Origin of the sequence: Acinetobacter sp. ANC 4862 (assembly GCF_004336635.1) — a bacterium.
Lineage (GTDB): Bacteria > Pseudomonadota > Gammaproteobacteria > Pseudomonadales > Moraxellaceae > Acinetobacter.
Window position 1 is genome coordinate 1 of sequence record NZ_SJXH01000026.1, and the last position, 12,902, is coordinate 12,902.

Sequence of the window (12,902 nt, forward strand, 5' to 3'; positions counted from 1 at the left end):
GCTCATCAATTTTCTGACAAATATTTCTCAAATAAACTTCGAGTAATTTCTACCATCAATCAATGAAAATAATTTCGATCGATCAACCAGTAAAAATCCACACAAGTTGTTCTTCATAATCTCTTAATGATCTTCTTGCTCTTCGTCAGAGACAAGTCACTCAACACGATAAACTGAACAACTCAGCGCTTCGCGCTTTGTTCGTTTCCGTCTATCTCGTCGGGATGCAGCGTATTCTATACAGTTTCTAAATGGGCGCAACCCCTATTTATCAAAATAACGTTAAAATAGAACTGACTGTTTATTTTTTAAACCAAAATGCTATTTTCTCACTTTTTAAGTCTGTTTCTACCCTTTCTTATCTATAAAAAACCAATTTCCATGTCATAACCGCACCTATAAAAAGAAAAACCCGCTCAGGCGGGTTTTTCTTTAAATGAGTTACCTTATGAATTAGTTCGCTTGTTCAGCCAGCCAGCTCATAAATTTTTGACGTTCTGCTTTATTCGACTTTTGCCAAAGCTGAATCAGTTGCTGATCTGCGGAATGAGTAGAATTAACAGTTGCGCCAGAATTTAAGCTGGTTGTTTGTGCATAAATAGCAGCAGGTTGATTAACTGGTGTAGATTTCTTTTGGGTTAAATCTGTGGCTTTTGCAAAAATGCCTTGCCCCAACCAAGGTTTTTGTTCTGTGTTTGCACCGGTTTGTTGAACCAGTAGTTGTTTATTTTTATCAACCAAAGCAACGATAGGTTGTTTAGCATATTTTTTTGCAGCTTCAAAACTTGCTGGCGCATTTACTAAATCTAATCGGTAATTTTCACCGTCTTTTAGCAATGGCGTTTTTAAGGTCACCACACCAGACTTCACAATGTCGTGTTCACCATTCATGTGTTCAAAATATTGGGTGTAACGCACACTAATACTACTTTCACCTGCATCGACTTTATATTGATTATTCGCTGAGCGGAATAATCCTGTATTAACTTCCTGATCATTTACCGCAACAATTTTGATTTCTTCAGGTGCTGTAATTGTGACCGCCGAAAATGCAGCACCACTGATCATTAATGCAGCTGCTGCAAAAGTTAATCTTAAAGCCATTCTGCTTTCTCTTCTTTCATTGTTAAAATTCAGTTGCACTATGCAACGTATAAATGACGATTTTATGACAAAGCCATTTTCAATACATCAGCATCTTCAAGACTTTATTGAGATAAGCTTTTCAACTTCATAGATATAAACTTTTAAGATTTTTTAAGGTATAAAAAAGAGCGTTCAATAACGCTCTTTTTTGCCTTTAAGTAAAGAAATGCTTAGTTAAATGTCTTAAAGCGTAGTTTATCATCCATAAAGGTTTTTTCTCCGGCAGGTGCTTCAATTGCACCGAACACCAACTGAGCACGTAATTTCCAGTTTTTAGGAATGTCAAAAGTCTTGGTAACTTCCTCATCAATTACAGGATGATAGTGCTGCAATGAAGCCCCTATATGGTGTTCCGCCAATGCTGTCCACACGGCAAACTGCGCAATACCGCTTGAATGCTCTGACCATGCTGGGAAATGATCTGCATATAATGAAAACTGCTCTTGCAACGATTTGACCACATCTTGATCTTCGAAAAATAAAACGGTGCCATAACCTGCTGCAAAACTGTTAATTTTTGCATCGGTCTTTTCAAAGGCATCCTGTGGCACCATTTTACGTAGTGTTTCACGTACGATATTCCAGAATTTGGTATGTGATTCACCATATAGAGTAACAATACGTGAAGTTTGTGAATTAAAAGCAGAGGGGCTGTTACGAACCGCTTCTTTGATGATTTCTTCGATTTTCTCTTGTGCCAGTGGAACATTTTTACTAATTGAGTAAATGGTACGGCGTTGTTTCATCTGATCTAGAAATGACATGGGATAACCCCCTTTTTTTGTTAAACATTATTAGAATGAACTTATCTTATGTTAATTCTATAATGAGTACATGACTAAAAAAGTGACATTGTGTTTTATTTATAGAACAATTTGATGAAGTGCTTTTTGAATTGCATGCTTATTTAAAACAGAAAAAGCACCTACGACAGGTGCTTTATTTGTTCATAGCATCGATTAGACCAATATTCTAAATCGATCGCCATCTTGTGGATCATATTTAAGCTCAGCGTCTTGCTCAATTGAACCAAAAACCAGCTGCGCTCGAAGCAACCACGATGCGTCTATATTAAAATAGTCGGCAACTACTGAATCTATACTCGGGTTATAGTGTTGCAGGCAAGCGCCGATCCCCGAATCAGCTAAAGCCGTCCACACTGCATATTGTGCCATGCCTGAAGTCTGTTCTGACCAAACCGGAAAATCACCCGCATTAAAAGGGATTTTCTTTTGTAATCGCTGAACGGTTTGCTGATCCTCATAAAAAAGAACCGTACCAAAACCTGCGGCACACTGCTCTATCTTCATCTCTGTGCCTGCAAAAACATGCACAGCAACCAATTTTCGTTGTACTTCTTTGACAATGTCCCAAAATTTTTCATGAGACTCACCAAATAGCACCACAATTCGTGAACTTTGAGAATTTAAGGCAGATGGACAACTTCGTACTGCTTCCTGAATGAGTTCTGCCAAATAGGCTTGACTATAATGAACCTTCTTCCCAAGCACATAGATGCTACGACGTTTTTTCAAATGATCAACAAAAGTTAATTCGTGTATTTCTTCTGCAGCTCTTTTTTTAAGCTTAAAATCTTTGGTGATATCTGACTTCAGGACATGACCAATTTTTTCTAACAATGCCACAGCAGTACTCCCCAATAATACGAATGCCCAAGCTTTTAATATCTGTTGATTCTAATCGTTTCCAGAGGACTTCTTTGAATAAATTATTTTTAGATGTTGTTTTTTAAATCAGTCAATTAGCTTAAAAACAACAAACTCCGCACTTGGCGGAGTTTGTGTGAAACATCAGGCATTTTACTTTTCTGTTTCAAATAATGCTGCAACAAACGATTTTGCCGAAAACGGACGTAAATCGTCGATTTTTTCACCCACACCAATAAAACGAATCGGTACATGAGTACGACTGGCAATATTAAACAGCACACCACCCTTAGCCGTACCATCAAGTTTTGTAATCGTAAGTCCGGTTAGGCCAACCGCCTCATCAAACATTTCGACTTGATTAATCGCATTTTGACCTGTACCGGCATCCACCACCAACATGATTTCATGCGGTGCTGTTGCGTCAATTTTTTGCATCACGCGTTTAACTTTGGTGAGCTCTTGCATCAAGTGACTTTTATTATGTAAACGTCCCGCAGTATCGGCAATAAGAACATCAACACCTTTGGCACGCGCACTTTCAAAGGCATCAAAAATCACCGATGCACTATCTGCACCGTGACCTTGTGCAACCACTGCAATATTATTACGTTCACCCCAAATTTGAAGCTGTTCTGTTGCTGCGGCACGGAATGTATCGCCTGCTGCCAGCATGACTTTCTTGCCTTCACCTTGTAAGCGTTTTGCCAGTTTGCCAATGGTTGTGGTTTTGCCCACACCATTGACACCCACCACCAAAATAACAAATGGCGCTTTATTTGGGTCAATGTGTAAAGGCTTGACACGTGGAGCCAGAATCGCCACCAGTTCTTCTTGCAAAGCTTTATATAATGAATGTGAATAGATCAAATCACCACGTGTGGTACGTTCGGTTAAATTAGCAATAATGGTTTTCGTTGCATCTACACCGATATCTGCAACCAGTAATTGCTCTTCAACTTCCTCCAATAATTCATCATCGATTTCTTTACCACCGATCAGAATATTCACCATGCCATCAGCAAGGTTTTTACGGGTTTTGGTCAAACCCACTTTCATGCGGCTAAAAAAGCCACCTTTAGATGCATCATCTTGCTCAGTTTCTGTGGCTACAGGCGCAGAAACAATGGTGTCTTCTTGTTTTGGAGTTTCAACAATAGGTACATTTACCGCAGGTAAATTCGGTAAAGTGACATCGTCATCCCCGATATCAGCATCAATCAAAAATTTATTTTGCCCATTAGATTGCTGTTGCATGCCGAATCCTTGAAAAGCATTGCGTTGAAAAACAAGGATTCTAGCATAGATTTCCGTTGCAATCCCCAGTAGACGTACAACACACCAAAAACGAACAACTCCACCTTGCTTTCAAACAGGAATTTCTTAAAAATAATCATAAATACAATTAATCACTTTGGTAAATATTGTGCTCAAAATTTACGTCTCACTTTTTCCAAAGCGGTCTTTTTTTAAGAAACACATTTTACTCATGGGCTTTGCCTTACTCTCAATGCAAAGTGGATGGCTTCATGCCGAGACACGGAGTGAATTATCGCGCACCACTTTTGAAACCACGCTTAAAAATGGCTTAAAAGTGATTATTCGCGAAGACCATCGCTCTCCCATGGTCATGACTCAAATCTGGTATGGCGTGGGAAGTAGTGATGAATCGGGAAATTTACTGGGGATTTCCCATGTGCTTGAACACATGATGTTCAAAGGCACCAATAAAGTTCCCAATGATGAGTTTACCCGTTTAAGTCGTATTTATGGCGGCAGTATCAACGCTTCAACCTTTACCAATTACACCAATTATTACCAGCTCTATCCTAAAACTTATTTCACCATGGCTTTAGAGCTTGAATCGGATCGCATGAGTAATTTACTGTTGCGGCAGCAAGATTTCGATCCAGAAATTAAAGTGGTGATGGAAGAACGGCGCTTGCGCACCGATGACAATCCGAGGTCATTGGCTTTTGAACGATTCAAATGGATTGCTTACCCCACCAGTCATTATCGACAACCCGTCATTGGGCACATGAAAAATCTTCAAAACATCCAGCTTGAAGATGTAAAAAAATGGTATCGCGACTGGTATACCCCGAATAATGCCATCTTGATTATTGTCGGCGATGTTGATTCTGAAAATGCCTTGCTGCAAGTACAAAAATATTTTGGTGACATCCCCGCCAGAAAAACACCGCCCAGAAATGACGTATTGGAGTTTGACCGCATTGGTTACCGTCACATGGAACTCAACCTGCCTGTGCAAGTACCCAATTTATATATGGCATGGAATGTACCTTCACTGGTCACGGCTAAAAACCCCAAAGATGCTTATGCACTGACGATTATTAAAAGTTTGTTGGATAGTGGTATTTCTTCACGACTGCAAGACCGACTCGTCCGTGACCAGAAAATTTTGACTGCAATCAGTGTTTCTTATGATCCCTATAGTCGTGGAGACAGCTTATTGAGCATTTCCACATTACCTACGGATGGCGTGAGTTTACTAGATGCTGAAAAAGCCATTCAAAGTGAAATTGATTTATTAAAAACCGAACTGATTAAACCCGAAGAGGTTGAACGCGTGACGGCTAAATTCGTTTCCAATTTAGTCTATAGCCAAGATGATTTTGCCGGACAAGCCAAAATGATCGGCAACTTAGAAATCAACGGCTTAAGTTTTCGCTTGATGGATGAACTGCCAAAGCATTTTGAAACGGTCACTCCCCAAGATATTCAACGCGTGGCAAATATTTATTTTAGCCGTGACAATCTCAGCACTTTATATCTTTCTCCCGAAAATAAAGCACAATAACGGAATTTTACATGTTGAAGCTACGCCCTATTATTTTACTCAGTTCTATTGTTGCGGCTCAATCTGCAATTGCCGAAGTAGATTTAAATAGCATTAACGATGACAATCCGACCCATTTAATCTCGATTCCTCTTTTACAAAGTTTAAAAATCAATAATAAACAGCTTCAATTGCATGCCCCTTATGTTCATGAGCTGAAAAATCGCTATAAAGTCCGCACCCTGTTTGTAGAATCACCAGATCTTCCCATGGTCGATATTCAACTGACCTTTAATGCAGGTGCAGCACGGGATGAAGAGATCGCTCCAGGTTTGTATGGTATTGCCAATATGGCAGCAAAGCTGATCGATGAGGGTACAGAAAAATATACCGCCAACGAAATTGCCAGTGCTTTTGAACGCGTGGGTGCCAAATTTAGTGTGCAAGCTTATCGGGACATGTTCGTTGTAAAATTAAGGGTGCTATCTGACCCTAAAAAACTTGAACCGGCTTTAGGCATGATGATGGAAGTTTTAAATCATTCAACTTTCAAAAAATCGAGTATTGATTTGGTCTTAAGCAATACTCAGGTAGGTCAGAAGCAAATTCAGGAAAGCCCAAGCCGGATGATGAATGTTCAGTTTTATCGTGCCTTATATGGAAAGCATCCCTATGCAGAACCCATTACCGGAACACAACGCAGCATTAGTAAAATTACCCCAGTACAGCTGAAACAATTTAGTGATCAATTTCTGGTGGCACAAAATCTGAATATCGCCATTACCGGTCAACTCAATGCAAAACAAGCACTACAACTTTCTGAACGCATTGCTGGCAATTTAAAACAGGGGGAAAAAGCCAAACCACTGGCGCAACCACTCGACAAATCGGCTTTTGATATTCGCCACCTGACCTTTAATTCTAGCCAAGCGCATGTGATGATGGGACATTTAGGCACCACACGATTTGATCCAGATCGTTTAGCTTTAGAAGTTGCCAATCAGATGTTTGGTGGTAGTGGCTTTAACTCTGTATTGATGAAAGAGCTGCGGGTTAAACGAGGTTATACTTATGGGGCTTATAGTTCTTTTTCATTTAGCCAGGTTCCCGGCACTTTTAGTTTTAGTTACTCAACCCGACAAGACCAACTACTCGACAGTATTCAAGTTGCTCATCAGGCTCTAGTCAATTTTGTACAGCAACCGATTGATCAAAAACAGCTGAAAGAAACCAAAGCTGGGATGTTACGGGCTTTTCCAAATAATTATAGTAGCAATGCCAATATTAATGCCCAGTTAGGTTCAATGGGGTTTTACAACCAAGCGGCTGATTATTTGAATCAATACCCACAACTATTAGAGAAAATGACTGCGCAAGATGTACAAAATGCAATCCGGAAACATCTGCATCCTGAACGCTTAACCCTGATTGTGGTCAATGACAAATTAGATAAACAGGCTTTACAAGCAACCCTCAAGCAAAATCTGCTTCCACATGAACCGACACTTCCTTCGCCTTCAATAGAAAAAATACCTAAAACGATTATTGCTCCGCCTGCAAAGGAGGTAATTGATGTGCCCGGGTCATTTCCAACTGATGCGCCTGCATCAATTTAAAATATTGACCGTAAGGAACCTGATGCTGCTGCATCAGGTGCAAGGCCATTTCTTGGGTATCGGGATAATTGGCTTGGGATGAAAGTTTCACAATATTTTCAAATTGTGTAACTGAAATTGGTCGATGCAGGGCAATGAAAGCAAGGATTAATATAATGGCGATAATCGTAACAATGAGCACGTTATAAACATTTTCAAGTTTTATTTCAGATTTTAATTGAACAATTTTTTCTATAGCAATATGCATAACCTACCTCGAACTCAAGGTAGTGTATGGTGCGGTAAAAATAAGTACAAGCAGATTTGCTCAATTTCAAAGCACTTGTGGCAGAAATTGAGCAATCATCCATTGCTTATCCTATAACGTTTCTGATCACTGCAAAGTAAAGTACCAACGCAATAATCCCCAAAACAAGTGCAATGGCAAAAACCCCGACACCTCTTTCCGAATCAACTGGATGTAGTTCATCATCATCCGCGACACGCTTTAACTCGCCATTATAAACATCATAAAACTCTTCACGTTGTTGTGGATCCAGCTGACGGGTAAAATCATAAACTCTTTTGCGCTGAGCCAGACAAAAATTACCCAGATGAATTTCCTGATGAAAAATTGCTTCGTCTAAATTTTTGCGATGTTGATGAGCAAGCTCAATAATTTGAGCTTCTGTTGGAGGCAAATCAAAATTCAAACCATCTAATGTTTTTGTCATGTTATTCTCCTTATACTTAACAGTTTCCGTACATCCATATTAATAAAAAATCATTTTGTGCATTGTTTAATCATGTAAACTTGAATTAACAAGAATTATCCACATATATTGTTTGACAATTTAGGTTTAATGTAATATTAATTTAATAATACCAAGTTAAATTAGTATCAAGACGAACTTAAAAGTCTTACACTAGCAATCATAATTACAATAAGGAGTTTAATATGATTCAACAACTCTCTCATCAAGACTTAGAACATGCATATGCAGATGCAGTAAACACCATTCAATCACAAATGAATTTTGCAGATGCGGTTCAAAAATTGGAAGAAGTCGCTCGTGCTGGGCATGGTAAAGCAGCACTATTTTTAGCAGAACTTTATTATCAAGGTTTTCGTGTAGAACGAGATTCGCTAAAAGCACAATACTGGCAGAATTTAGCCACAATGCAAGCTTAACAAAACGTCACTAAGGTGGCGTTTTTTAATGCCTATTGTTTTTAAATACATATTTTCTTACATTGTTTCTCAAAGCTTACACTGAACTTTCATCTGAATTTCCTACAATAGCCCCCGAAGTCACTAGATGCTTTTGGTATGAATCAAATTAAATCTTTACACCTTATTCCTAAAGACTTGTTCTTTAAAATCACCCTTTTAAAGTCAATGATGTACTGCGGTGTACTCTGGGGTTTATATCATCAACAAGGCTGGGCAATGATGTCTGACCAGGAGGACTTCATTTTTCCCTTTTGGCTCAATAGTATTCAAGCACACAACTATGCCAAGCTACATTGGCCAGATTACACTCCCCGTAAAATCACCCCTAAGGATTTTCAAGAATCCTTACTGCCGACATTAACGCGTTTAAAAGTAACGCCTGCTTTATGTAATTCTTCAAGTCGAAAATTTAAATTGACCACTCAACAAATGCGTCATTTCTTTTTCTCTGAATCTTTGCAACCTGCTTAGGCAGTTGTGCAAACGGTTCAAGCGAAATACAGAGAAATGTAAAATTAAGTTTCTGAATTGAAAAGTGTTTGCATTTTTCTGATTTCGCGCTAAGTTTAATATCAAAGAATAAACACCAAAGGACGATAATAAATGACCAATGTAGCACAAGTTATTCAGGACAAAATTGAACAAACCATTTTTACCATTAGTCCAGAAGCAACTGTACTTGAAGCAATTTCACTTATGGCAGATAAAGGCATTGGTGCACTGGTAGTGACTGAGCAAGAGAAAGTAATCGGTATTCTGTCTGAACGTGATTACATGCGTAAAGTCACGCTGATGGAACGTAGGTCTAAAGAAACTACGGTCAGTGAAATTATGACCGCAAAAGTATTAACAGTTACCAAATCAACCAGTGTTGAAGATTGCTTAGGTCTCATGACAGATCGCCATTTACGTCATCTTCCTGTTGTTGAAAATGATAAACTTATTGGCTTGATTTCAATTGGTGACTTGGTCAAAGCCGTCATGGAGGATCAGCGCAAATTGATTGATCAACTCCAACAATATATTGCCAGTTAACCTTTTAAACTCAATAAAAAAACCTCTCGAAACGAGAGGTTTTTTTATTTTCCGGCTAGAACTTAACAGTTAGCTTTAAAAATGGACATATTTTCTAGTTCAAGCCCAATTTTTCCGCAACATAATCAGAGTCTTTATCACCACGACCGGATAAGTTCACCACGATTTTTACATCTTTGGCCATTTTGGGTGCTTCACGTATCGCCCATGCTACGGCATGTGAACTTTCTAGCGCAGGAACAATACCTTCTACACGTGACAATGTCATAAAGGCATCCAGGCATTCCTGATCGGTTGCTGTTGAGTATTCCACACGACCCAAGTCTTTCAAGAAACTGTGCTGTGGACCCACACCCGGATAATCCAGACCAGAAGCAATTGAATGTACCGGCAATGGCTCGCCTTGCTCATCTTCAAGCACATAGCACGCCATACCATGCAATTGACTCGGTTTACCCAAGGTCAAGGTTGCGGAGTGCATAGTGGTATCCAGACCATGTCCTGCAGGCTCAACCCCTACAAGTTTTACATCTGGTTCATTTAAAAATGCAGTGAAAGCACCCATGGCATTGGAACCACCACCCACACAGGCTACGATATAGTCTGGATTCGAACCGAAACGATCATGGGTCTGAACTTTAATTTCATCGCCAATAATAGACTGGAAATCACGCACCATTTTCGGGAATGGATGTGGACCGACCACCGAACCAATCGCATAAATAAAGTTTTTTGGATCTTTTAAATATTCTTCAAACGCACTGTCCACAGCATCTTTTAAGGTCGCTGTGCCACGTGTGACAGAAATCAAAGTAGCACCCAAAATTTTCATTTTCACGACATTTGGATGTTCTTTTTCAATATCGACTTGCCCCATGTGAATTTCACATGGAATACCAACCAAAGCACAGGCTGTAGCCAAAGCCACACCATGCTGACCTGCACCGGTTTCAGCAATCACTTTCTTCTTACCCATGTATTTGGCAAGCAAAGCTTCACCTAAACAGTGGTTAATTTTATGTGCACCGGTGTGGTTTAAATCTTCACGTTTCAGGTAGATTTGTGCTCCACCCAATTGATCTGACAAACGTTTGGCATGAAACAGTGGACTTGGACGACCGACATAATTGGCGAACAAATCTGCCAATTCATTTTGGAATTCTGCAGTATGGCGAATTTTCTCGTATGCCACATTAATTTCGTCCATGGCTTCTTTTAAATGAGGTGGAATAAATTGACCACCGTATTGTCCAAAGAAACCTTCTTCATTGGGTAATGGGATACCATTAATTTGATGAGTCATTTTCCAATTCCTTCATTTAAAACCAACGCTTTGAATTTAATACACTTAGCGAGCTAAATATTTTGTCATATCTTCCACACCTTTCAAGGTCATTGGATACATATGATCTTCAAAAATCTGCTTAATTTGACCAATGGTATGGGTGTAATGCCAATAACGGTCTTCTTCAGGATTCAGCCATGCGGTTTTTTCAAAATGCTGACGTAAACGCTGCAACCAGACATTGCCCGCTTCATCATTCATATATTCAACCGAACCGCCTACCGAGTTGAGTTCATAAGGTGCCATACTGGCATCACCTACGACAATTACCCGATAGTCTCGACCATAGGTATTGAATAAATCCCATGTGTTCATACGCGTGTTAGAACGACGAATATTGTCCTTCCACACATAATCGTACAGACAATTATGGAAATAAAAATACTCTAAAGTTTTAAATTCTGTTTTGGCAGCACTGAAGAGCTTTTCACATTGGGCAATGTGTGAATCCATTGACCCACCCACATCGAACAACATCAGCACTTTAATACGGTTGCGACGTTCCGGCACCAACTGAACATCTAAAATGCCCTGCTTCGCTGTTTCACGAATCGTACCGTTAATATCCAGCTCTTCAGCAGCACCTTGACGGGCAAACTTACGCAAACGGCGTAACGCCATTTGCATTTGCCGGGTACCTAAAATCTGCTCATCGTCGAGATTTTGGTATTTACGCTGTTCCCAGACTTTAACGGCAGAACGTTTACGACCCGGCCCGCCAATGCGTACACCTTCAGGATGATCCCCATAAGCACCGAATGGTGATGTGCCACCGGTACCGATCATCTTGTTGCCGCCCTGATGCTTCTTGTGCTGTTCACGCAGACGCTCTTCCAGCATCTTCATCAACTCTTCAAGTGAACCGGCTTTTTTAAGTTCTTCGCGCTGTTCTGGTGTCAGATGTTTTTCGATCAACTCAAGATCAAACCAGTCTTTCGGCAATTTATGCACTTGATTGAGCAAATCATCCAGATCAAAAGTTGAGATGCCATCAAAGTAATCTTTCATGGCACGGTCAAACTTGTCAAAGAAACGCTCATCTTTGACCATGACGGTTTTTGCAAGTTGATAGAACTCGTCCTGATCGGCAAAAACCAGGCTTGAAGCAACCGCTTCATTCAGATCAATTAGTTCACGTGTTGAAACCGGTACGCCATATTTTCTTAAGGTATAAAACAATCGCACAAACATGGGGCGATGTCTCCTTATTAACGACGCGACATAAAGGCTAAACGTTCAAGCAACTGGACATCTTGCTCGTTTTTAATCAGCGCACCATACAGCGGTGGAATGGCTTTCGATTTGTCATGATTACGCAATATATCTTCAGGCATATCATCTGCCATCAATAAGCTTAACCAGTCAATCAGTTCAGACGTTGATGGTGGTTTCTTTAAACCCGGAATTTGACGAAGTTTAAAGAAAACTTGCAAGGCTTCATTCACCAAAGCTGATGAAACCTGCGGAAAATGCACATCGATAATCTCGCGCATGGTCGCTTCATCAGGGAATTCAATATAATGAAAGAAACAACGGCGCAGGAACGCATCCGGCAATTCTTTTTCATTATTCGAAGTGATAATCACGATCGGACGATGCGTCGCGGTGATGGTTTCCCCGGTTTCATAAACAAAAAACGACATTTTGTCGAGTTCATGCAATAAGTCGTTTGGAAACTCAATGTCTGCCTTGTCAATTTCATCAATCAACAATACACAGCGTTGTTCACGGGTGAATGCTTCCCACAATTTTCCAGGTTTGATGTAGTTTTTAATGTCATAAACACGATCATCGCCCAGTTGGCTATCACGCAAGCGCGATACAGCATCGTATTCATACAAACCTTGCTGTGCTTTGGTGGTTGACTTGATATGCCAAGTAATCAGTTCAAGCCCTAAACTTTCAGCAACTTGTTCTGCAAGTAAAGTTTTACCTGTACCCGGCTCACCTTTAACCAAAAGTGGTTTTTGCAATGCACGTGCAGCTTTAACGGCAAGTTTTAAACTATCAGTCGCAATGTACTGATCTGTACCAGAAAATTGTTGAGTATCCACAGACATGATTTAACCTTATTGTTTTA

At 39.9% G+C, this 12,902-nt stretch carries 14 protein-coding genes; 5 read left to right on the plus strand and 9 right to left on the minus strand.

What is annotated here, in order from left to right; translation table 11 throughout:
- Nucleotides 1–453: 453 nt before the first annotated feature.
- From E0409_RS11385 to ftsY, 4 genes are all read right to left on the minus strand, one after another.
- Nucleotides 454–1,104 (minus strand): DUF2057 family protein, encoded by a 651-nt coding sequence (locus E0409_RS11385; RefSeq protein WP_131290975.1) that lies wholly within the window; start codon nt 1,102–1,104, stop codon nt 454–456.
- A 212-nt stretch (nt 1,105–1,316) separates the two neighbouring features.
- Nucleotides 1,317–1,910, minus strand: coding sequence for a nitroreductase family protein (locus E0409_RS11390; protein ID WP_131290977.1), 594 nt, complete (start codon nt 1,908–1,910; stop codon nt 1,317–1,319).
- 195 nt (nt 1,911–2,105) lie between these two features.
- Nucleotides 2,106–2,792 carry a nitroreductase family protein gene (locus tag E0409_RS11395; protein WP_131290979.1) on the minus strand — a complete coding sequence of 229 codons (687 nt, stop codon included), beginning with the start codon at nt 2,790–2,792 and terminating at the stop codon, nt 2,106–2,108.
- A gap of 174 nt (nt 2,793–2,966) precedes the next feature.
- Entirely contained in the window at nt 2,967–4,070 is a 1,104-nt protein-coding gene (gene ftsY / locus E0409_RS11400) for a signal recognition particle-docking protein FtsY (RefSeq protein WP_131290981.1), read from the minus strand.
- 232 nt (nt 4,071–4,302) lie between these two features.
- Between ftsY and E0409_RS11405 the strand changes: the two genes are divergently transcribed.
- A complete protein-coding gene (locus E0409_RS11405) occupies nt 4,303–5,634 on the plus strand; it encodes a M16 family metallopeptidase (RefSeq protein WP_252151808.1) in 1,332 nt (443 codons plus the stop codon).
- Between the two features lie 11 nt (nt 5,635–5,645).
- Entirely contained in the window at nt 5,646–7,229 is a 1,584-nt protein-coding gene (locus E0409_RS11410; RefSeq protein WP_131290985.1) for an insulinase family protein, read from the plus strand.
- On the opposite strand, the gene E0409_RS11415 is transcribed toward E0409_RS11410, so the two are convergent.
- Both E0409_RS11415 and E0409_RS11420 read right to left on the minus strand, forming a co-directional pair.
- On the minus strand, nt 7,156–7,476 hold the full coding sequence (locus E0409_RS11415; protein WP_131290987.1) for a hypothetical protein: 321 nt from the start codon (nt 7,474–7,476) through the stop codon (nt 7,156–7,158). The two genes, E0409_RS11410 and E0409_RS11415, sit on opposite strands and share 74 nt — an antisense overlap.
- Nucleotides 7,477–7,582: 106 nt before the next feature.
- Entirely contained in the window at nt 7,583–7,942 is a 360-nt protein-coding gene (locus tag E0409_RS11420; RefSeq protein WP_131290989.1) for a hypothetical protein, read from the minus strand.
- 224 nt (nt 7,943–8,166) lie between these two features.
- Here E0409_RS11420 and E0409_RS11425 point away from each other — a divergent pair, with 224 nt between their 5' ends.
- From E0409_RS11425 to E0409_RS11435, 3 genes are all read left to right on the plus strand, one after another.
- A complete protein-coding gene (locus E0409_RS11425) occupies nt 8,167–8,400 on the plus strand; it encodes an SEL1-like repeat protein (protein WP_067724773.1) in 234 nt (77 codons plus the stop codon).
- A gap of 138 nt (nt 8,401–8,538) precedes the next feature.
- Nucleotides 8,539–8,913: a DUF2750 domain-containing protein gene (locus tag E0409_RS11430; RefSeq protein WP_131290991.1), complete on the plus strand. Its 375-nt coding sequence runs from the start codon at nt 8,539–8,541 to the stop codon at nt 8,911–8,913.
- 132 nt (nt 8,914–9,045) lie between these two features.
- The gene (locus E0409_RS11435; RefSeq protein WP_131290993.1) at nt 9,046–9,477 is read left to right on the plus strand and encodes a CBS domain-containing protein; all 432 of its coding nucleotides are present in this window, start codon (nt 9,046–9,048) and stop codon (nt 9,475–9,477) included.
- Between the two features lie 94 nt (nt 9,478–9,571).
- Here E0409_RS11435 and trpB read toward each other — a convergent pair whose 3' ends face one another.
- The 3 genes from trpB to E0409_RS11450 are packed head-to-tail and all read right to left on the minus strand — an operon-like array spanning nt 9,572 to nt 12,882.
- Nucleotides 9,572–10,780, minus strand: coding sequence for a tryptophan synthase subunit beta (gene trpB / locus E0409_RS11440; protein WP_131290995.1), 1,209 nt, complete (start codon nt 10,778–10,780; stop codon nt 9,572–9,574).
- A gap of 45 nt (nt 10,781–10,825) precedes the next feature.
- Nucleotides 10,826–12,013: a vWA domain-containing protein gene (locus E0409_RS11445; RefSeq protein WP_131290997.1), complete on the minus strand. Its 1,188-nt coding sequence runs from the start codon at nt 12,011–12,013 to the stop codon at nt 10,826–10,828.
- Between the two features lie 17 nt (nt 12,014–12,030).
- Nucleotides 12,031–12,882, minus strand: a complete 852-nt coding sequence (locus E0409_RS11450) for an AAA family ATPase (protein ID WP_086193380.1) — start codon at nt 12,880–12,882, stop codon at nt 12,031–12,033.
- Nucleotides 12,883–12,902 lie beyond the last annotated feature (20 nt).